This is a genomic window from Planococcus chinensis (assembly GCF_020071995.1).
Taxonomy (GTDB): Bacteria; Bacillota; Bacilli; order Bacillales_A; family Planococcaceae; genus Planococcus; species Planococcus chinensis_A.
Map to the genome: position 1 here is coordinate 69,790 of NZ_JABWTK010000012.1, position 20,229 is coordinate 90,018.

Sequence of the window (20,229 nt, forward strand, 5' to 3'; positions counted from 1 at the left end):
TGAAAGGGTATAATGGGATAGGAAGAGAGGTGCCGTAAATGCCGATTATTTCGAAAATCACGAGAGGGAAAAGGAATCCGGAAAGATACAATATCTACCTGGAGGAAAAGTTTGCTTTTAGTGTCGATGAGGCGGTGCTGATCCGGTACCAACTCACAAAAGGAAAAGAACTCGACCAATGGACCATCGAAGAAATGAATTTTGAAGATGAGGTCCGAAAAGCTTACAATAAAGCGCTCAATTATCTCGGCTTCCGCATGCGCAGCGAAGATGAAGTGCGCACCAAATTGAAAGAAAAAGAATTCGGCAATGCCGTCATCGACGAAGCCATTAAAAAGCTCTATACCCATAAATTCTTGGACGATCAGGCCTTTTCGGAAGCGCTGCTCCGCACTCAAATAAATTCCGGCAAAAAGGGGCCCCGTGCCATCCAGCAGGAAATGCAGAAAAAAGGGATTGATAAACAGATGCAAGAAGACGTATTGAATTCCTATTCAGAAGAAGAGCAGCTGGAAATTGCCAAAGAGCTGGCAGCTAAAATTGCTGCCAAGGAAAAGATGAAAACGCCAAGCCAAATCAAGCAAAAAATCAACGATTCCTTGATGAGAAAAGGATATTCCTATACCTTGGTAAAACTCGCCATTGAAGATTTAGATCTTGAAAAAGACGAAGACCAGTGGACGGATATCGTAAAAGAGCAAGGCGATAAACTGTGGAGAAAACACAGCAGCAAGCTGACCGGCTATGATTTGAAATCGAAAGTCAAACAAGGCTTGTACCAAAAAGGATTTCCGAGTGAAGTAATCAACGAATACATCGAACAGAAGGAGCAGGAAGATGACTGAAGAAAAGCGATACAGTGAAATGGATGAACATGAATTGCGCAATGAAATCGGACGATTGAAAGAAAAAGCGAGAAAAGCGGAACAACTGGGCATGGTCAATGAATTTGCAGTATTGGAACGGAAAGCCATCATGGCTGCAGCTTATATGATGGATCCAAAAGACTTTAAAAAAGGCGAGGTTTACCGCATCGAAGGCGACCCGAACGTTTTCTTTCAAATTGATTATTTAAAAGGCCGCTTTGCATGGGGATACCGCCTTGGAGGCGAAAAATATACAGAAGCGCTGCCGATTTCGATGCTGCGCCCGCTGAAGGAAGGGAAGTAACCGGATGAATGAGATGATCGATCAATTGATTTTGGAATTACGCGAAAAAAACCCAAACTTGTCTGAAGAAAAAGCCCGTACCTGGATTGAACTATTGGTATCTGATTTCGAATCCTCCTATGCGAAAGCAGGATACGATTACCAAGGGACGGCCGTAGTGGAGAAAGTGATCCGCCAATGGATTGAAAGCTACGGAGACCGCATCCATGAATTCGCCGGAACGAATCCAAAATACGCGCATTTATTGAACGAACACCAGAACTAGAAAAACGCACACAAGGCTGTGTGCGTTTTCTCTTTGTTTATGAGATTGAATGACAGGCCATTATCACTTTTCGTTAGTTATGGCTGAAGTCGAGTTTTTTCCTTAACTTATCTTCGCTGAAGATCCAGCCGGTATAGGAGTTGACGACTTTGCATTGTTCGTTCAAGTGGGCAACGGCTACGAATGGATAGTAATCGTTGCTTCGGTACCGCAGGTCGATCAAGCGGACTTCGTACAAATCGCCGTATTGGTTGATTTCCCATCTGTACAGAGGGGAGAAGGAAACAAAGGCGGATAAGTTTTTGTCTTTCAGCGCTGCTTGAATCAGATTCGATTCGGGCAATGGTTTTTTTAGAAACTTATCGTAAATGTTGATGGAACGGCCGTATGCTCTTCCTACATAATGGTGGCGATCGGTATCCGCTGCAATCCGCCACTGGAAGAACCGCATCGTTGGAGCTACGATAATATTCGTGGTTCCGGGAATCGTGTTGCGGACCGCATGCTTCACTGCGTTCTGGACAGCGAAGCGGGCGACATAATAGAAAAACAGGAGTCCGTATAAAATCAGCATCGTCCATACCGGATTTGAGCCGAATGCCCAAAACATCAAAGCAATCAAATGGGCACCAAAGATGATTGGGTCAAAGGTATTGATGACGCCAAGCGCTACCCAGCGGTTTGAAAACGGCCGGAGCGCCTGTGTTCCATACGAATTGAAAATGTCTACGAAAACATGCAAAAAGACAGCTAAAAAAGTCCATAGCCATAAATGGAGTGAATTCGCTTCCGGCAAGATAAACAGCAACGCTGCTGTAATTAATAGAGGCCATAAAATTACCGCCGGAATGGAATGGGTTGCCCCTCGATGATGGCGGATATAAACGGCATTATTTCTTAATTTAAGAATGGTATCGATATCAGGAGCCTGGGAACCGATAATGACGCCTGCAAAAACAGCTGTCATTGTCGCTGGTTGGCTGGCAACAACGGGATCTGCCATTGCAAGGCCGCCTAGTGCGATGCCCATGACGACATGAGTGCCTGTATCCATTGCCACACCCTCTTTCTTCTTGGATGTTGGTCTGTCTTTTGCCTTACTAAAAAATGCTTATAGCTAATATATACCCCGTATGCCTACGGGATAATCTACTTGATCGGAGGCAGTCCAAATAGAAATGGATAAATTACAATTTCAAAAAGATTTAATCGGATGGTTTTCTGAAGAAAAACGGGACTTGCCTTGGCGCCGCACAGCAGATCCATATCAAATCTGGATATCGGAAATCATGCTGCAGCAGACGCGCGTTGATACGGTAATTCCTTACTATAAACGCTTTATCGAAAAATTTCCCACTTTGCACGATTTAGCTGCAGCAGACGAAGAAGTCCTGTTGAAGCAATGGGAAGGACTCGGTTATTATTCGCGTGCACGCAATCTCCAGGCGGGCGTCCGGGAAGTCGCGGAAAATTACGACGGCATTGTTCCAAACAGCCGCAAAGAAATTTCTGCCTTGAAAGGCGTCGGCCCTTATACTGCCGGTGCAGTGTTAAGCATTGCTTATGGCATACCGGAGCACGCAGTGGATGGCAACGTGATGCGTGTGTTGTCCCGAATACTATTGATTGAAGAAGATATTGCCAAACCGAAAACCCGTAAAATTTTCGAAGAAGCTGTGACTGAAATCATCAGCCATGAAGATCCATCCTCCTTTAACCAGGGGCTGATGGAACTCGGTGCTTTGATTTGTACCCCGACTTCCCCTAAATGCCTGCTTTGCCCGGTGCGTGAACATTGTGCGGCATTCCATGAAGGAAAGCAGCAGGATTTGCCGATTAAAACCAAAGCGAAAAAAACAAAAGCTTTGCAATACGCGATGCTCGCCATTCAAAATGGAGAAACGGTCTTGATGGAAAAACGGCCGGAATCCGGATTGCTTGCCAATATGTGGCAGTTTCCAATGGTTGAATTGACAGAAGAGGTCTTGCCGGTTGAAATAGAAGAGCAGCTTTCGGAAAGTTTTCGGGGCACCGTCAGCAATGCTGAAAAAATTACATCTTTCAAACATGTGTTTTCTCATTTAACATGGAACGTGGATGGTTATATTGCAAAAGGTGAAAATTTGATCGTACCGCCTCATATGAAATGGGTGACGGCTGAAGAGTTGGAATTGCTTCCGATTTCCGGGCCGGTGCAAAAAATGAAAACAGTTTTAAAACAAAGAGGAGATGTTTAACGATGGCAGAACAAAAAGTGGCATTGGTGACAGGAAGCAGCAGAGGGCTTGGAAAAGCTTTGGCAATCGCTTTAGCTGAGCAAGGGTATGATATCGTCGTAAACTATGCGCGCAGCAAAACTGCCGCACTTGATACGGTAAAAGAAATTGAAGCACGCGGCCAAAAAGCATTGCTTGTGCGGGCGAATGTCGGAGATGTCGATAAACTGCGCGGCATGTTCGAAACGATCAAAGAAGAGTTCGGCCGTTTGGATGTATTCGTTTCGAATGCAGCTTCAGGCGTTTTGCGTCCGATTATGGAATTGGAAGAATCCCACTGGGACTGGACGATGAACATCAATGCAAAAGCGATGCTATTCGGTGCACAGGAAGCAGCAAAATTGATGGACAAAGGCGGCAAAATTGTCGGCGTAAGCTCGCTTGGATCTATTCGCTACTTGGAAAACTATACGACAATCGGAGTTTCGAAAGCGGCAGTTGAATCGATTACACGGTATTTAGCGGTTGAATTGGCGCCAAAAGGCATTTCAGTTAATACGGTTTCTGGCGGTGCACTCGATACAGAAGCATTGAAGCATTTCCCGAACCGCGAGGAATTGTTGAACGACGCTCGCGTTAACACACCGGCCGGCCGCATGGTCGAAATTGACGACATGGTTAAAACTGCTCTTTTCCTGATTTCTGATCAAGCGGATATGATTCGCGGTCAAACGATTATTGTAGATGGCGGTCGTTCAGTCGTCCTGTAAAATCCATTTGTTGTCTTTTCGCTGTATGTTTTCAGAATTGATTGATATAATCATGAAGACGGATAAATTATATACGGCTTAGACGAAAAGGTGGGATGGACATGGCGATACCCGTGGAGGGAGAGACAATACAAATCCACAGTTACAAACACAACGGCCGAATCCACCGTGTCTGGCAGGAAACAACGGTATTGAAGGGCACAAATAACATAGTCATCGGTGCAAACGAACGGACAATGGTGACGGAATCGGATGGCAGGACTTGGATTACGCGCGAGCCGTCCATCTGCTACTTCCATGCAGAACATTGGTTTAATATCATTTGCATGCTGCGTGACGATGGAGTTTATTATTATTGCAATGTAAGCTCTCCATTTGTGTATAACAATGGATCATTAAAGTACATCGATTATGACTTGGATGTTAAGGTGTTTCCGGATATGTCGTATACCTTGTTGGACGAAGACGAATATGAAGATCATAAACGGCAGATGGGTTATCCGGAAGTGATCGATCAAATTTTGCACCGAAATGTGGATAAATTGATTGGCTGGATTAAACAGCGAAGAGGACCCTTTGCTCCGGACTTCATAGAAGTGTGGACCAGCCGGTACGAATTTCATAGACAGTACCGGCTTACGGAATAAGAGAAACCTGTTGCTTGCCAACAGGTTTTTCGTTTTGAAGAGATTGGAGTGAACGCTTTGAGCACGATGCAGCGCTATATGAAGTTTGTAAAACCATACTATTGGCAGATTGCCCTAACAATCGTTATCGGGATCTTTAAATTTGCGATACCGCTTTTTATCCCATTGCTGATCAAAATCGTCATTGACGATATTATTGGGGCCGATGGCTTATCAAGCGATGAAAAATTGAACCAGCTCTACTTATGGCTTGGCGGAACCGCCATCCTGTTTTTTATTTTGCGGCCGCCGATCGAGTATTACCGGCAGTATTATGCGCAATACGTCAGCAACAAAATCCTGTATGATATCCGCCAGAACCTTTACGGCCATCTGCAGAAACTGAGTCTCCGCTATTATGCCAACACGCGGGCAGGGGAAATTATTTCCCGCGTCATCAATGACGTTGAACAGACCAAGAACTTTGTCATGATCGGGTTGATGAATTTATGGCTCGATCTCGCGACTATCCTGATTGCGATCGGCATCATGCTGACGATGGATGTGCCGTTGACCATCGTAGCGCTATTGGCATTTCCGTTCTATGCATTCAGCGTCAAGTTCTTCTTCGGGCGATTGCGCGATCTGACGCGCAACCGCTCACAGGCACTCGCCAATGTGCAAAGTTATTTGCACGAACGCGTTCAAGGAATGAGCATTATCAAAAGTTTTGCGCTGGAAAAGCATGAGCAGAAAATATTCGACGCAACAAATGACGAATTCCTTGATAAAGCGATCGACCATACGAAATGGAATGCGAAAGCTTTTGCTGTCGTCAACACGATTACAGACATCGCGCCGCTTCTGGTCATCGCCTATGCTGGCTATCAGGTCATTCAAGGCAATTTGACGCTGGGTACAATGGTTGCGTTTATCGCCTATATTGAACGTTTGTACAATCCGCTCCGCCGGCTTGTCAACTCGTCCACAACGTTGACGCAGTCGTTTGCTTCCATGGACCGCGTATTTGAACTGATTGATGAAGACTATGATGTCACTGATAAAAATGGCGCGAAAGATTTAAAAGTAGTGGATGGCAAACTGGAATTCCGGAATGTTTCGTTTCACTATAACGACGGCGGCTCAGAAGTGCTGTCGGATTTGAACTTCACTGTTAAGCCGGGAGAAACGGTCGCGTTTGTCGGCATGAGCGGAGGAGGGAAATCGACCATTGTGTCGCTGATTCCGCGATTTTACGATGTAACAGGCGGCGGCATCTATATGGATGACCATAATCTGAAAGATGTCTCGATCCATACGCTGCGCGACCAGATTGGCCTTGTGCTGCAGGACTCCATTTTGTTCAGTGATTCGGTGAAATCGAATATCCTGATGGGGAAACCGGGTGCAAGTGACGCCGAAGTTGAGGCTGCTGCGAAAGCCGCAAACGCCCATGACTTTATCGAAATGCTGCCCGACGGCTACGACACCAAAGTAGGAGAACGCGGTGTGAAACTGTCCGGCGGGCAAAAGCAGCGGATCGCCATTGCCCGAGTGTTCTTGAAAAACCCGCCGATTCTTATTTTGGACGAAGCAACGTCAGCGCTTGATCTCGAAAGTGAAGCTTTAATCCAGGATTCACTGGAGCGCTTGGCACATGACCGGACAACGCTCATTGTTGCCCATCGCTTGTCGACGATTACTCATGCAGATCAAATATTGGTCATCGACCATGGACGCCTCGCCGAAAAAGGGACGCATGATGAACTGATGAAATTGCAAGGAACCTATTACAATCTTTTCCAAGTTCAACATTTTAACTAATAGTGCTTAAGACCCTCGAAAATTCGAGGGTCTTTTTTTAGCCCAAAAAATGATTTCTGAAAAAACTATTGAAATAATACTAATCTTACGTATAATATAAACACATAGAATTTTCTGAAATAAAAAGGGGTGCCGAAATGGAAAACCGAAAAACGATATTGGACGTAAAGGGTTTAAAGACATCCTTTTTCACCGATGACGGCGAAATTCCAGCAGTAGACAATATAGACTTTCATATTAGGGAAGGAGAAGTACTCGGAATTGTGGGTGAATCAGGCTGTGGAAAAAGCGTTACATCCTTATCGGTGATGGGGCTGGTTCCAAGCCCTCCTGGTAAAATCACAGAAGGCGAAATTTTATTTCAAGATAAGGATTTAACAAAATTATCCGAAAAACAAATGCGTGCCATTCGTGGCAATGATATAGCAATGATTTTCCAGGAACCCATGACTTCTTTAAATCCGTTGTTCACAATCGGCGACCAATTGAAAGAAGCGGTAAAGATCCACAAAAAAGACTGGTCGAAAAAACAGATTCAGGAACGCGCTATCGAAATGATGAAATTGGTCGGCTTGCCCCGGGCAGAAGGATTGATGAAAGATTATCCGCACCAGTTATCTGGCGGGATGCGCCAGCGGGTCATGATTGCGATGGCTTTGCTTTGCGATCCGAAAGTGCTCATCGCAGACGAACCGACAACGGCACTCGATGTAACCATCCAAGCGCAAATCTTGAAGCTGATTAAGAATCTGAATGAGCGGCTAAACACAGCTGTATTGTTAATAACACATGATTTAGGCGTCGTAGCAGAAACCTGCGAACGCGTTATTGTCATGTATGCAGGAAAAGTGGTAGAGGAAGGTCCGGTCCATAAAATCTTCAAAGACCCTCAGCATCCGTATACAAGAGGGCTTCTTGAATCTGTTCCGGATATGCGTTTTAAGAAGGAACGCTTGTATTCCATTCCGGGCAATGTGCCGAAGCCAGGGACGATCCGGACAGGCTGCCGATTTGCCGCACGCTGTGAATTCGCCTTTGACCGCTGCATCGTGGAAAATCCGGAGTTGTACCGGACGGAAGAAGACCACCAAACCCGCTGCTTCCTATTTGATCCGAAGGAGGTACAGGCACATGACAGAACCGTTGTTAAAAGTTGAAGGGCTAAAAAAGTATTTTCCAATTAAGTCCGGAATTCTTGGGCAAGTAAAAAACCACGTAAAAGCTGTAGACGACGTATCGTTTACAGTAAACGAAGGAGAAACGCTCGGGATTGTAGGGGAATCAGGCTGTGGAAAATCCACGACCGGCCGTATGCTCATGCGTTTGCTGGAGCCGACAGAAGGAAAAGTGATTTTCGATGGCCAGGAATTGACAGCGCTTTCGACCAGCGAGATGCGCAAAGTGCGCCGGGATATCCAGATGGTTTTCCAGGATCCTTATGCATCGTTGAACCCGCGCCATACGATTGAGAAAATCCTGATGGAACCGTTGAACGTACATAACCTCGGAGATCCAAAGGAACGAAAGAAAAAAGTCTATGAGTTTCTTGAGATTGTCGGATTAAGCAGTTATCATGCCAAACGCTATCCGCACCAGTTCAGCGGCGGACAGCGGCAGCGCATCGGGATTGCCCGCGCCTTGATGACCAACCCGAAACTGATTATTGCAGATGAGCCGGTTTCCGCTCTTGATGTATCGATTCAGGCACAGGTTTTAAACTTGATGCAGGATCTGCAAAAAGAACTGAAGCTTACTTATATATTCATTGCGCATGACCTTGGTGTGGTCCGCCATATCAGTGACCGGGTGGGAGTTATGTACCTGGGCCAGATGGCAGAACTTGCCGACAGCGAATCGCTGTACGAAAAACCGCTGCATCCTTATACGCAAGCCCTGTTGTCGGCAGTGCCGGTTCCGGACCCGGATTTTCTTCGGGAAGAAGTGGTGATCAAAGGAGACGTGCCAAGCCCGGCGAATCCTCCGAGCGGCTGCCGATTCCATACCCGCTGTCCATTTAAGATGGATATTTGTGAAACAACAGTACCAATCTTTGCGGAAGTTGAAAAAGGTCATTCTGTAGCCTGCCATCTTTACGAAGAATCCAGGCCGCAATGATAATAAATAACAAAAATGGAGGGGTCAATTTGAGAAAGAAAAAGCTCGTATCACTGGCTTTTCTGATGCTTTTATTGCTTGCGACAGCGCTTTACGGCTGTAGTTCCGATAATGCGTCAGATAACACAGAAGGGGACAGCGGGGACAGCGGAGATTCCGGCGAACCGAAAGTATTGATCTTTGGCCGTGGCGGAGACTCAGTTTCACTTGATCCGATTGCCGTAACGGACGGGGAATCCTACAAAGTCACAAAGAACATTTTCGATACATTAGTGAATTTCGGCGAACAGGATACAGAAATCCATCCTGGGCTTGCTTCTGAATGGACGGCTGCTGAAGATGGGTTGACGTACACATTCACATTGGAAGAAGGCGTGAAATTCCACGACGGCACAGACTTTAACGCTGAAGCGGTTGTAGCGAACTTTGAACGCTGGGCTGCAGGAAATGCAGACCAATTCCCATACTACGGTTCCATGTTTGGCGGCTTCGGCGATGAAGAAGGCCATGTCATTGATTCTGTCACTGCAACTGGCGACTACGAAGTTGAGTTTAAATTGAAACGCCCGCAAGCGCCGTTCCTGAAAAACTTGGCAATGAGTTCTTTTGGAATTGCATCTCCAACTGCATTTGAAGCGGCTGGCGATAAATTCGGCGACGCACCGGTTGGTACAGGTCCATTCAAATTTGTGGAATGGAAACGCAACGATTCAATCACAATCGAGAAAAATGCGGATTACTGGGTGGAAGGCGAACCGAAATTGGACCAAGTCGTATTCCGTTCGATTCCTGATAACTCTGCCCGCTTGAATGCATTATTGTCTGGCGAAATCGATTTGGCAGACGGCATCACACCTTCTGATGGTGCTACTGTCGAAGGCGATGCAAATCTACAATTGTTCGAACGTCCATCGATGAACGTTGGCTACCTGGGGTTAACGACAACACGTGAACCATTTGACGATCCGAAAGTCCGTCAGGCGATGAACCATGCAATCGATAAGCAAGCGATTGTCGATGCATTCTTCGAAGGCCGCGGCGAAATCGCGAAAAACCCAATGCCGCCGGTAATCAGCGGCTATAACGACAGCATTGAAGATTATGATTACAACCCTGAAAAAGCGAAGGAATTGCTGGCTGAAGCTGGACTTCCAGACGGCTTTGAAATGGAACTTTACGCAATGCCGGTTCCACGTCCTTATATGCCGGACGGCCAAAAAGTGGCTGAAGCCATCCAGAAAAACTTGGCAGATGTTGGCGTAACAGCAAATATCGTTTCTTTTGAATGGGCAACTTATCTTGAAAAAGCTGCAAACGGGGAAGCGGATGCTTTCTTGCTTGGTTGGACGGGAGATAACGGCGATGCCGACAACTTCCTGTATGTATTGCTTGACCAGGACAACATCGGTTCAAACAACTACACATACTACGAAAACCAGGAATTGCATGATATCTTGATCGAGGCTCAAACAGAAGTAGACGAAGACAAGCGAAATGAATTGTACGGCAAAGCGCAAGAAATTATTCACGAAGACGCCCCTTGGGTACCGCTGGCTCACTCAACTCCGCTTCTAGCAGGCGGCAAGAATGTAGTGAACTTCAAAGCGCATCCAACCGGTTCTGACAAATTGTCTACTGTAGATTTGGAGTAGGAATGTTGAGAGGAGAGGTCATCTTGATTTCTCCTCTTTTTTCTTAATTTTATACATATGCAAGGGATGGAGAGGTGGAGAACATGCTTCACTATATCGGACGGCGAATTATGCAATTGATTCCGGTTTTGCTCGGCATGACGTTTATCGTATTTTTGATTATCCGGGCGATACCAGGGGATCCTGCACAAGTTATTCTTGGCCAGCAAGCATCCGAAGAAGCAATAAAGGCGCTGCGGACAACTTTAGGGTTGGATAATCCTTGGTATATTCAATATTTTGATTACCTGAAAGGCTTATTGACGGGGGATTTGGGAGAATCTCTTCGTACCCGTACACCTGTGGTGGACGAAGTTTGGCCGTATTTAGCGGCTACGATTGAATTATCGGTATTTGCAATTATTATTGCTGTGATTATCGGCATCAATGCCGGTATCATTTCTGCTTGGTTCCAGAATTCCTGGTTTGATTATTTAGCCATGATCATCGCTTTGATCGGGGTGTCGATGCCGATCTTTTGGCTGGGCTTGATGAATCAATGGATTTTCTCGATTGAACTCGGCGTCTTGCCGACGACCGGCCGGGAGAACGTGCGGGATCCGGTAGATGTCATCACGAATTTTTATGTAATCGATACACTGATTACCGGACAGTTTGATCAGCTGTCGACTGTATTAAAGCATTTGATCTTGCCGGGAACGGCGCTTGCCACGATTCCAATGGCGATCATTGCCAGAATGACACGCTCCAGCATGCTTGAAGTGATGCGTTCGGATTATGTGCGTACTGCCCGTGCAAAAGGTTTGAAAATGTTTTGGGTTGTTTACAAACATGCATTGAAAAATGCCATTATCCCGGTTTTGACAATCATCGGCCTTCAGATGGGCTTGCTGCTCGGCGGGGCCATTTTGACAGAAACCATTTTTGGCTGGCCTGGAATTGGCCGTTATATTTATGAAGCGATCGGCTTCCGTGATTACCCGGTAATCCAGTCGGGGATTCTCATCGTTGCGTTTATCTTCGTCATGATCAACCTTTTTGTCGATTTGCTATACGGCTTGGTTGATCCTCGCATCAAATATGATTAGAAAGGGGGAGGAACACAGTGGCTAATGTTGCAGCGAATAAAGATGAAGTGAAAGTGGACAAAGTTGCAGGTCCCTGGAAAGAAGCTTGGCGCGGATTCCGAAAAAGCAAAGTAGCGGTTGTCGGAATGGGAATCGTCTTGTTCTTTATCCTACTGGCAATTTTCGGTCCCTTATTTACGCCGCAAGGCATCAACGAACAAAATTTATCCCAGCGGCTTTTGCCTCCCTCAGCCGATCATTGGATGGGGACGGATGATTTTGGCCGTGATATTTTATCAAGAATTGTCTACGGAGCTCGGATTTCGTTATGGGTCGGTTTTTTAGCGGTTATCGGTTCTGTGGTGGTCGGCAGTATTTTGGGGATTTTGGCAGGTTATTACGGGCGCTGGGTGGACACTATCATTTCCCGGATTTTCGATATCATGCTCGCTTTCCCAAGCATTTTGCTGGCAATCGCAGTTGTATCGGTTCTTGGGCCGTCCCTGCGAAATGCCTTGATTGCCATAGCGATCATTAACGTACCGAATTTCGGGCGGCTGATCCGCTCGAAAGTTTTGAGCATTAAAGAAGATGAGTACATCATGTCGGCAAAAGCGATCGGCATGAAAGACAACCGGATTTTGTTTTCGCATATCTTGCCGAATTCCATGGCGCCGGTAATTGTCCAAGGAACCTTGGCAATTGCAACAGCCATTATCGAAGCGGCGGCTCTTGGATTTTTGGGGCTCGGAGCGCAGGCGCCATCTCCAGAATGGGGAAAAATGCTGGCGGATTCCCGGTCGTATTTAACGAATGCCCCGTGGACGATGATTTTCCCAGGGATTGCGATTATGCTGACAGTGCTCGGCTTTAATTTAATGGGAGACGGATTGCGGGATGCTTTAGATCCGCGCATGAAATCTTAAGACCAAAAAACGTGCCAGGCATTTGCCTGGCACGTTTTTTTATAGGACATTTTCGATATCTGAACCCACTTCTTTGGCATGGTAATTGTAATAAGCGATGATGAGCAGATCCAGATGCTCGAGCTGTTCTTCATAATCCAGAAGAGCAGACAGCACATGCATCAAATGATAAATGGATAAGTCGTCTCCTGCTTCTTCTTGGGCTAACGAAATTTCTTTTACAAAAATAGCCAATACTTCATTGCGTTTCAAAACGGCAGTTTCGCCGGAAGTTTCACTGTGCTCCGGTCGCAGTTTTCCAATGTACTTCATGTAAAGCTGGTCGTGGTAACTGGTCAAGCTCTCCAGATGGTCCTGCAGCATCATATGAAATTGCTCAGGAAGCTCTGTCAGCTCATTTTCAAAACGATGCAGCCTTTTCAAAAGGTCCAGGCTTTTTCGGGTAGTGGAAATCATTTGCCGGTAAAGCACGAGTTTCCGGGCTTTGGCAAATTGCTGTTTTTTGGTGTAGCTCCGCTCGTCTTTGTAAAAGGAATACCATTGATCCACTTTTTCCAGTTTCTCAGACAAGCGGTCAATATCGTTTTTTACAGATGTATGGTCGGATACGTGCCGAATTGAAATGCGGATCCAGCGGATTGCTTCTTCCGATACTTCATGGATCGAAGTGAACAAACGCGCTTCATACTTCGGCGGCAAAAAGAGGATATTAACGATAAAAGAAGACAAAATTCCGAGCAGGATGGTCAGAAAACGCAAACCTGCAAACTCCAAAAAGGCCTCTTGCTGGGATTCCATGATGATGATGATGGTGACAAGCGTCAACGGAACGGGGTTATTAAGCTTTAATTTCAGCATGATGATAATAGCTAAAACGGCAGCAAGACCCACCGTGAGGTAATTGGTTCCCAAAGTCAGCACAAAAACAATGCCGATTACGGCTCCGATGACATTGCCGTAAATTTGATCCAATACCGTTAAGTAGGACCGGTAAATGGACGGTTGAATCGCGAATATCGCTGCTATCCCTGCCATGAAAGGGATAGGCAGTTCCAGCCAATTGGCTAAAAACAGGGCCAGCGAAATAGCGATGCCGGTTTTGAAAATTCGTGCCCCTAATTGCATAAACGCATGGCCTCCTCCCTTTCATCCCGCAGGTTTTGATGATTACAGCTGTTTAAAGGCTTCACGTACTGCTTGAATTGATTTTTTCACGTCTTCTGCTGTATGTTCAGTCGTTAAAAACCATGCTTCATATTTAGATGGTGCCAAGTTGATGCCTTGTTCAAGCATCAATTTGAAAAAGCGTGCAAACACTTCGCCGTCGCTGGCTTCTGCTTGCTCATAATTTTCTACTTTTTGGTCTGTAAAGTAAATAGTTAAAGCACCTTTTAAGCGATTAATGGTGATGGTTACGCCAAATTCTTCAGCAGCAGCCAGAATTCCTTCTTCCAGTTGGCGGCCAAGTTCGTCCATTTTCTCGTAGACGCCTTCTTCGCGGAGAACTTCAAGACAAGCGATTCCTGCTTGAATAGACGCTGGATTGCCTGCCATGGTTCCAGCCTGGTAGGCAGGACCGAGCGGTGCAACAGTTTCCATGATTTCTTTCTTGCCGCCGTATGCTCCGATTGGAAGGCCGCCGCCGATGATTTTTCCAAGTGCTGTAAGATCTGGCGTCAATCCTAATAGATCCTGAGCGCCGCCGTAGTGGAAACGGAAAGCCGTGATGACTTCGTCGTAGACAATCAAAGCGCCTTTTTCTTTTGCAATGCGGTGTACCTCTTCAAGGAATCCTTTGTTCGGTTCCACGATTCCAAAGTTGCCGACGATCGGCTCGACCAGGATACAAGCGATTTCTTCGCCCCATTTGTCCATGGCTTCCGAAAAAGCAGCCGGATCGTTGAAGGGGATTGTAATCACTTCTTCTGCAATGGTTTTCGGCACGCCTGCAGAATCCGGTGTTCCAAGTGTTGCGGGGCCTGAACCCGCTGCAACAAGCACTAAATCGGAATGCCCGTGGTAGCAGCCGGCAAACTTCATGATCTTCGTGCGGCCTGTATAAGCGCGTGAAACACGGATGGTTGTCATGACCGCTTCCGTTCCGCTGTTGACAAAACGGACTTTGTCCATTTTTGGCATGGCTTCTTTGAGCATTTTCGCGAACGTAATTTCATGGCGGGTCGGTGTTCCATACAAAAGGCCCGTTTCCGCTGCATGCGTAATCGCTTTTGTAATATGTGGATGTGCATGGCCTGTAATGATTGGACCGTATGCAGCCAAGTAATCAATGTATTTATTGCCATCGACATCCCAGAAATAAGCGCCTTTGGCACGTTCCATTGCAACCGGCGAGCCGCCTCCTACTGCTTTATACGATCTTGATGGACTGTTGACGCCGCCGACAATGTGCTGCAGCGCTTCTTCGTGTAGCTTCTCAGATGTTGAATGATTCATTTTTATTGCCTCCTAGAGTAATCTCTTTCCTATTGTAGACAAAATACGGTGTGAACGCCAAAGAAATTGAAACTACAAGGCAGGTTGGGTACGATAGGAATAAGAAAAGGAGTGATGATGATGACTTTACTAGAAGGATTGGAAGCACCGAATTTCAAGTTGAAAAACGAAGCGGGAGAAACGGTGGCATTAGAAGACTTTGCCGGCAAAAAATACGTAGTGCTTTATTTTTATCCGAAAGATATGACACCGGGCTGCACGACGCAAGCTTGTGATTTCCGTGACGCACAGGAAAATTTTTCGGAATTGAACGCGGTGATTCTGGGAGTCAGCGCAGATTCCGAGAAGCAGCATGTCAAGTTTATCGAAAAACACGGACTGCCGTTTTCTTTGTTGGTGGACGAAGACCATGAAGTATCAGAGGCATACGGGGTTTGGGTGCAGAAAAAAATGTACGGAAAAGAATTTATGGGCATTGAACGCTCTACGTTTTTGATTGACCCGACCGGAACGATCGTTAAGGAATGGAGAAAAGTGAAGGTGGAGAATCATATCCAAGAAGTTCTTGAAACATTGAAATCGCTTACCAACCGTTAAGAGGGGAGACAGATGATGGAAGTTTTTTTCACGTTCATTCCAAAAGAGCATCAGCAGCAAAAGCTGATTGCCGAATTTCCGGATGTAGAGTTTTATTTTGAGTATAAAGGCAAGTCGCGCTTGCCTACTGCAGATGTCGTGGTCACTTTTGGCGAGGACCTTTCGGATGAAGACATTCAGGAAGCTGAAAAGTTGAAATGGATCATGGTGGCAAGTGCTGGCGTAGAGAAGATGCCGCATGCCGCAATATTGGAAAAGGGCATTGTGGTTTCCAATGTACGGGGAATCCATAAGACGCCGATGACAGAATCGGTGCTTGCTCATTTGCTGGCGTTGAAACGGTCCTTGCCTTTCATCTATGAGCAGCAGGGCAAAGGGGAGTGGAGCCGGAAATCAGGAGCTACCGAATTGTCCGGGTCTACAGCATTGATCATGGGGCCCGGTGCCATTGGAGGGGAAATCGGCCGGCTGCTCCAAGCGTTCGGCGTTCACACAATCGGCTGCAACCGTTCAGGAAAACCTGCAGACTCCATGCAAGAGATGGTGCCGATGGACCAATTGGCTGAAATCTTGCCGAAAGCCGATGTCGTGATTTCCATCTTGCCAAGCACCGAAGAAACGAAGCACATGCTGACAGCGGAACATTTCCAAGCAATGAAAAAGGAAGCCATTTTTATGAATTTCGGCCGCGGAGATTTGGTTGAAGAGAAAGTTCTAATCGACGCGATGGAAAACGAAGAGATTGCTTATGCTGTGCTGGACGTATTTGAACAAGAGCCGTTGCCGCAAGGCCATCCTTTTTGGTCGATGAACAATGTAGTAGTGTCTCCCCATGTCTCCAGCCATTCTGAAAAATACGTCGAACGGGCGCTGGAAGTATTTGTAGCGAATCTGAAGAAGTGGCTCGCGGAAGATCCGAATCCAAGCAATCTTGTTAATATGGAACGGGGGTATTAAAGGTGAAAATCTATACAAAAACCGGCGATAAAGGAACAACTTCACTCGTGTACGGCACGCGAGTCGCGAAGAACGATCCATTGGTGGAAGCATACGGCACTTGTGATGAAGCCAATTCCATGATTGGGGTGGCAGCAGGCCATTTGTTTAATGAATTCTTCGAGGAAAAAGAAGAAGTGGAAGCTGCTTTGCATGAAATTCAAACCACACTTTTCCATGTCGGTGCTGAATTGGCGACGCCAAAAGGCAAGGAAGTGAAATGGAAGCTGACAGAAGAAGACATCATCAAACTGGAGCAATGGATTGACCGCTTTGATGCAGAAGTACCGGCATTGAAAAACTTTATCCTGCCTGGTGGGCATCCGGCTGGAGGGGCTCTGCATATGGCGCGTACTATCGTCCGGAGAGCGGAGCGTGCCGCTATTTCCATTGGCGAAGAAGTGCCGCCGAAAGTACTTGCTTATCTGAACCGGCTGTCGGATTTTCTTTTTGTGGCTGCGCGTCTGGTCAATTTGCGCCTTGGCAGAATCGAAAAGGATTTGCATCAGAAATAACCGGAAAAGCACTTGGCAGAACGGACAATATAGTGATTTCTTGACATCGCTCCTCATTTTTGGGTACACTATTTATAACGATTACAATGTAAGAATATTGATGAAGTGAGGTGCACAGCGATGTCTGAAGTACAGTTAAAAGACGCGCTTGATGCTTTGAAGTCTACAGGTGTTCGAATTACTCCGCAGCGCCATGCGATTCTGGAGTATATGATTCATTCAACGATGCACCCGACAGCGGATGACATTTATCGCGCGCTTGAGAAAACTTTTCCGAATATGAGTGTTGCAACGGTTTATAATAATTTGCGTGTCTTTAGAAAAGCGGGGCTTGTAAAAGAATTGACTTATGGAGATTCTTCCAGCCGTTTTGATTTTGTGACACACGACCATTACCATATAATTTGCAATGATTGCGGCAAAATTGTCGACTTCCATTATCCCGGGCTGGACGAAGTGGAGCATTTGGCTTCACATGTTACCGGATTCCAAGTGGATTACCACCGCCTTGAAATCTATGGAACGTGCCAGGATTGTATAGGGAAGACAGCAAAAGCCCAATAAGAAAAACGAGCATGTTTTTATGCTCGTTTTTCTTTTGCCCTGTTTGCAGCAAACAAAAAGGTCCGTTTGAACAAAAAGTTCAAGCGGACCTTATATTTATATCTTGGAATTTTTTTTGTTGTAATCCTGATTAAACTCTTTTCCTTCAAGAGCAGGATCCATTGTGAGCGGTTCGTTGCAGTGCATGCAAATATCCACGCGTCCGAGCATTTTTGTATGTCTTCCGCAGTTTGGACATTCCACAGGGACGGTCTTCATCGACAAGAGCCCGATCCAGGCATAGACGCCTGTACTGCCGATGATGGCAACTACGCCGAGCAGCATGAAAATCACCATGACCAATGGCTGGTCTTTAAAATAGATACCGACATACATGATAACAATGCCGATAAAAATCAGCGCTAAGGCAAAAGTCCGGATACGATTGATTTTATTTTTATAAGGTTTCATTTAAATTCTTTCCTCCTTGCATCCATCATACTATATCATAAACAAGGTGAAAAAGTGATAAAGATTAAAGCATGCAGGAATCATGGAGAAATATGTCGAAATAAAGAAAAGCGGAAACAGAATGCATACATACGTAAGAAGTCGTTGAGCAATTTCCCTTTAAGGGTTTCAAAAAAGGGAACGAAGTGAATAAGTATAGATAGTATTGCAAGGAGTGAAATTGATGGAACAAATTCTAAGACCCATTTACCAGGAACGCGCCAGCCAGGAAAGCACACTCGGAGTGATTCTGGTTGAGAAGCGGGAAAAGATGAGCCCAATCACCGATACGTTCGATTCAATCCTGTTAATCATCACCAAGGAAAATGAAACACCGGTATTCACGAAGCACTATACGTATCTGGATAAAAAAGCGGCTATGCACATTGTGACGGAAAAACAGCTGCATAAATGGCTGCTGCTCGGAACCAACCGGAAGATTGTCGATTGGCTGTTCCATGGGCGCATCATCTACGATCGCAACGAGTTTATGGAGAAACTCAAAACCGAATTGAAAGACTACCCGTTCTATGGACGAAAAATAAAAATGGGCATGGAGTTTGCAAAGCTGATCCGCCGCTACCTGGAAGGCAAAGTCTTCTTTGAAGAAAAAAACTATTTGGATGCCTATCATCACATTGTAGAGTCGCTTCATCATTTGGCCAGGCTCGCTGTTTTGGAAAACGGCTTGCCGCCTGAAGTGACAGTTTGGTCGCAAGTGAAACAAATGGAGCCCGCTATATACAAACTCTACGAAGAACTGGTCCTGAGCGATGAAGTATTGGAAAAACGGTTGGAGCTTCTATTTTTGGCGAGTGAATTTTTCATCCACTCCCGCACGAAAGATGGTGCCCAGCATATTCGGGAAGTAATGGAACAAAAAGAGAAATGGACTATTCAGGAATTGCATGAACAGGAAGAGCTGAGAAACTACTCATCGAATCTGGAAGTCTTTATTGAGTTTCTGGTCGAAAAAGATTTGCTGTCCACTGAGAATGTAAAGACAAAAAGCGATGGAATCTTCCACCGATATTATTACGTGAAAAACTAAAAAGAGAATAATTTATTAAAAAGAATTGATTCTTTTACAAGGGAATCAATTCTTTTTTAGTTTGGAAAAAGGCGAAGGAGGAATTATATTGGGGCTAGATAGTGAAAATCTTTAAAGGGAAAGAAGCGGATTAGAGAAGAAATCAAGAGAGGCAAAGGCATAGAAGCTGTGCGGCTTTGGACAAACAGACACCGGGATTCCATATGAAGAAACTTGCTAATAGATGAAGAATAAACTTTTTTGAAGTTTTTTCAGTTTTAGCGTTGACAGGAAAGTGGAATCCGTATTATGATAATACACGTCGCAAAGAGAGATTAAGTTTTTTCAGGATAATAAAATATTTTAAAAAAGCTTGACGCCAAACGACAACGATGTTAAATTAGAGAAGTCGCTTTTACAGGACGAAAACATGAACCTTGAAAACTGAACAGCAAAACGTCAACAAAAATTGTTGAGGCGTTCCGACGCCGAAACAAATTTTATGCGAGGATCGTCGCAAAGCGATCCGAGCACAACTTACTGATCAGGCAGTGCCAGATCAAGCGACTCGTGCGTTCTTCGGAACGGCGAGACGCCAGCAGAATTTGAGCAATCGGTTCTCTATAATGGAGAGTTTGATCCTGGCTCAGGACGAACGCTGGCGGCGTGCCTAATACATGCAAGTCGAGCGGAACCAGAGGAGCTTGCTCCTTCTGGTTTAGCGGCGGACGGGTGAGTAACACGTGGGCAACCTGCCCTGCAGATCGGGATAACTCCGGGAAACCGGTGCTAATACCGAATAGTTTAACCTCCCTCCTGGGAGGTTACGGAAAGACGGTTTCGGCTGTCACTGCAGGATGGGCCCGCGGCGCATTAGCTAGTTGGTGGGGTAACGGCCCACCAAGGCGACGATGCGTAGCCGACCTGAGAGGGTGATCGGCCACACTGGGACT

At 45.8% G+C, this 20,229-nt stretch carries 21 protein-coding genes and 1 rRNA gene; 18 read left to right on the forward strand and 4 right to left on the reverse strand.

Features of this window, described 5'->3' with window-relative positions; genetic code table 11:
- The first annotated feature begins 38 nt into the window (after positions 1–38).
- From recX to HU147_RS16525, 3 genes are read left to right on the forward strand one after another with little or no spacing between them, the layout of a single operon-like run.
- Complete coding sequence (recX, locus tag HU147_RS16515; protein ID WP_224077247.1) at positions 39–845, forward strand: recombination regulator RecX; 807 nt, start codon at positions 39–41, stop codon at positions 843–845.
- Positions 838–1,170 carry a YfhH family protein gene (locus HU147_RS16520; RefSeq protein WP_224077248.1) on the forward strand — a complete coding sequence of 111 codons (333 nt, stop codon included), beginning with the start codon at positions 838–840 and terminating at the stop codon, positions 1,168–1,170. Before recX ends, HU147_RS16520 begins: the two co-directional genes overlap by 8 nt.
- 4 nt (positions 1,171–1,174) lie before the next feature.
- Positions 1,175–1,435: a YfhJ family protein gene (locus HU147_RS16525; protein WP_036805818.1), complete on the forward strand. Its 261-nt coding sequence runs from the start codon at positions 1,175–1,177 to the stop codon at positions 1,433–1,435.
- Positions 1,436–1,508: 73 nt separating this feature from the next.
- Here HU147_RS16525 and HU147_RS16530 read toward each other — a convergent pair whose 3' ends face one another.
- Entirely contained in the window at positions 1,509–2,489 is a 981-nt protein-coding gene (locus tag HU147_RS16530) for a metal-dependent hydrolase (protein ID WP_224077249.1), read from the reverse strand.
- A 124-nt stretch (positions 2,490–2,613) separates the two neighbouring features.
- Between HU147_RS16530 and mutY the strand changes: the two genes are divergently transcribed.
- From mutY to nikC, 9 genes are all read left to right on the forward strand, one after another.
- Entirely contained in the window at positions 2,614–3,672 is a 1,059-nt protein-coding gene (gene mutY, locus HU147_RS16535) for an A/G-specific adenine glycosylase (protein ID WP_224077250.1), read from the forward strand.
- 2 nt (positions 3,673–3,674) lie between these two features.
- Entirely contained in the window at positions 3,675–4,421 is a 747-nt protein-coding gene (gene fabL / locus HU147_RS16540) for an enoyl-[acyl-carrier-protein] reductase FabL (protein WP_224077251.1), read from the forward strand.
- Positions 4,422–4,522: 101 nt separating this feature from the next.
- Positions 4,523–5,068 (forward strand): nucleoside tri-diphosphate phosphatase, encoded by a 546-nt coding sequence (gene ntdP, locus HU147_RS16545; protein WP_036805811.1) that lies wholly within the window; start codon positions 4,523–4,525, stop codon positions 5,066–5,068.
- Between the two features lie 57 nt (positions 5,069–5,125).
- Positions 5,126–6,871 carry an ABC transporter ATP-binding protein gene (locus HU147_RS16550; RefSeq protein WP_317985524.1) on the forward strand — a complete coding sequence of 582 codons (1,746 nt, stop codon included), beginning with the start codon at positions 5,126–5,128 and terminating at the stop codon, positions 6,869–6,871.
- Between the two features lie 137 nt (positions 6,872–7,008).
- Entirely contained in the window at positions 7,009–8,028 is a 1,020-nt protein-coding gene (locus HU147_RS16555) for an ABC transporter ATP-binding protein (protein WP_224077252.1), read from the forward strand.
- A complete protein-coding gene (locus tag HU147_RS16560) occupies positions 8,003–8,986 on the forward strand; it encodes an ABC transporter ATP-binding protein (protein ID WP_224077253.1) in 984 nt (327 codons plus the stop codon). The genes HU147_RS16555 and HU147_RS16560 overlap by 26 nt, the downstream gene beginning before the upstream one ends.
- Before the next feature lie 29 nt (positions 8,987–9,015).
- Positions 9,016–10,638: an ABC transporter substrate-binding protein gene (locus HU147_RS16565; RefSeq protein ID WP_224077254.1), complete on the forward strand. Its 1,623-nt coding sequence runs from the start codon at positions 9,016–9,018 to the stop codon at positions 10,636–10,638.
- A gap of 83 nt (positions 10,639–10,721) precedes the next feature.
- Entirely contained in the window at positions 10,722–11,726 is a 1,005-nt protein-coding gene (locus tag HU147_RS16570; RefSeq protein ID WP_224077255.1) for an ABC transporter permease, read from the forward strand.
- A 17-nt stretch (positions 11,727–11,743) separates the two neighbouring features.
- Positions 11,744–12,631, forward strand: coding sequence for a nickel transporter permease (gene nikC, locus HU147_RS16575; RefSeq protein ID WP_224077256.1), 888 nt, complete (start codon positions 11,744–11,746; stop codon positions 12,629–12,631).
- 39 nt (positions 12,632–12,670) lie between these two features.
- Here nikC and HU147_RS16580 read toward each other — a convergent pair whose 3' ends face one another.
- On the reverse strand, positions 12,671–13,756 hold the full coding sequence (locus HU147_RS16580; RefSeq protein ID WP_224077257.1) for an FUSC family protein: 1,086 nt from the start codon (positions 13,754–13,756) through the stop codon (positions 12,671–12,673).
- A 42-nt stretch (positions 13,757–13,798) separates the two neighbouring features.
- Complete coding sequence (locus tag HU147_RS16585; RefSeq protein WP_224077258.1) at positions 13,799–15,085, reverse strand: glutamate-1-semialdehyde 2,1-aminomutase; 1,287 nt, start codon at positions 15,083–15,085, stop codon at positions 13,799–13,801.
- 120 nt (positions 15,086–15,205) lie between these two features.
- On the opposite strand from HU147_RS16585, the gene bcp reads away from it, so the two are divergent.
- The 4 genes from bcp to perR all read left to right on the forward strand — a co-directional run bounded on the left by bcp (position 15,206) and on the right by perR (position 17,757).
- Positions 15,206–15,682 (forward strand): thioredoxin-dependent thiol peroxidase, encoded by a 477-nt coding sequence (gene bcp, locus HU147_RS16590; RefSeq protein WP_224077259.1) that lies wholly within the window; start codon positions 15,206–15,208, stop codon positions 15,680–15,682.
- A gap of 15 nt (positions 15,683–15,697) precedes the next feature.
- Entirely contained in the window at positions 15,698–16,639 is a 942-nt protein-coding gene (locus tag HU147_RS16595; RefSeq protein ID WP_224077268.1) for a D-2-hydroxyacid dehydrogenase, read from the forward strand.
- 2 nt (positions 16,640–16,641) lie between these two features.
- On the forward strand, positions 16,642–17,193 hold the full coding sequence (locus HU147_RS16600; RefSeq protein WP_224077260.1) for a cob(I)yrinic acid a,c-diamide adenosyltransferase: 552 nt from the start codon (positions 16,642–16,644) through the stop codon (positions 17,191–17,193).
- Between the two features lie 120 nt (positions 17,194–17,313).
- The gene (perR, locus tag HU147_RS16605; protein ID WP_224077261.1) at positions 17,314–17,757 is read left to right on the forward strand and encodes a peroxide-responsive transcriptional repressor PerR; all 444 of its coding nucleotides are present in this window, start codon (positions 17,314–17,316) and stop codon (positions 17,755–17,757) included.
- 96 nt (positions 17,758–17,853) lie between these two features.
- On the opposite strand, the gene HU147_RS16610 is transcribed toward perR, so the two are convergent.
- Entirely contained in the window at positions 17,854–18,207 is a 354-nt protein-coding gene (locus tag HU147_RS16610) for a YgzB family protein (protein ID WP_224077262.1), read from the reverse strand.
- A gap of 223 nt (positions 18,208–18,430) precedes the next feature.
- On the opposite strand from HU147_RS16610, the gene HU147_RS16615 reads away from it, so the two are divergent.
- Positions 18,431–19,297, forward strand: coding sequence for a nucleotidyltransferase-like protein (locus HU147_RS16615; protein ID WP_224077263.1), 867 nt, complete (start codon positions 18,431–18,433; stop codon positions 19,295–19,297).
- A 602-nt stretch (positions 19,298–19,899) separates the two neighbouring features.
- A 16S ribosomal RNA gene (locus HU147_RS16620) occupies positions 19,900–20,229 on the forward strand; the annotation flags it as partial.

Bases quoted from the DNA above. Each gene is read 5' to 3' on its own strand.
- HU147_RS16525 (WP_036805818.1), top strand. From the start codon at position 1,175: ATGAATGAGATGATCGATCAATTGATTTTGGAATTACGCGAAAAAAAC.
- fabL (WP_224077251.1), top strand. From the start codon at position 3,675: ATGGCAGAACAAAAAGTGGCATTGGTGACAGGAAGCAGCAGAGGGCTT.
- HU147_RS16610 (WP_224077262.1), bottom strand. From the start codon at position 18,207: ATGAAACCTTATAAAAATAAAATCAATCGTATCCGGACTTTTGCCTTA.
- HU147_RS16520 (WP_224077248.1), top strand. From the start codon at position 838: ATGACTGAAGAAAAGCGATACAGTGAAATGGATGAACATGAATTGCGC.
- bcp (WP_224077259.1), top strand. From the start codon at position 15,206: ATGACTTTACTAGAAGGATTGGAAGCACCGAATTTCAAGTTGAAAAAC.
- HU147_RS16580 (WP_224077257.1), bottom strand. From the start codon at position 13,756: ATGCAATTAGGGGCACGAATTTTCAAAACCGGCATCGCTATTTCGCTG.
- HU147_RS16560 (WP_224077253.1), top strand. From the start codon at position 8,003: ATGACAGAACCGTTGTTAAAAGTTGAAGGGCTAAAAAAGTATTTTCCA.
- ntdP (WP_036805811.1), top strand. From the start codon at position 4,523: ATGGCGATACCCGTGGAGGGAGAGACAATACAAATCCACAGTTACAAA.
- HU147_RS16615 (WP_224077263.1), top strand. From the start codon at position 18,431: ATGGAACAAATTCTAAGACCCATTTACCAGGAACGCGCCAGCCAGGAA.
- HU147_RS16555 (WP_224077252.1), top strand. From the start codon at position 7,009: ATGGAAAACCGAAAAACGATATTGGACGTAAAGGGTTTAAAGACATCC.
- HU147_RS16595 (WP_224077268.1), top strand. From the start codon at position 15,698: ATGGAAGTTTTTTTCACGTTCATTCCAAAAGAGCATCAGCAGCAAAAG.
- HU147_RS16530 (WP_224077249.1), bottom strand. From the start codon at position 2,489: ATGGATACAGGCACTCATGTCGTCATGGGCATCGCACTAGGCGGCCTT.
- recX (WP_224077247.1), top strand. From the start codon at position 39: ATGCCGATTATTTCGAAAATCACGAGAGGGAAAAGGAATCCGGAAAGA.
- HU147_RS16570 (WP_224077255.1), top strand. From the start codon at position 10,722: ATGCTTCACTATATCGGACGGCGAATTATGCAATTGATTCCGGTTTTG.
- mutY (WP_224077250.1), top strand. From the start codon at position 2,614: ATGGATAAATTACAATTTCAAAAAGATTTAATCGGATGGTTTTCTGAA.
- perR (WP_224077261.1), top strand. From the start codon at position 17,314: ATGTCTGAAGTACAGTTAAAAGACGCGCTTGATGCTTTGAAGTCTACA.
- HU147_RS16585 (WP_224077258.1), bottom strand. From the start codon at position 15,085: ATGAATCATTCAACATCTGAGAAGCTACACGAAGAAGCGCTGCAGCAC.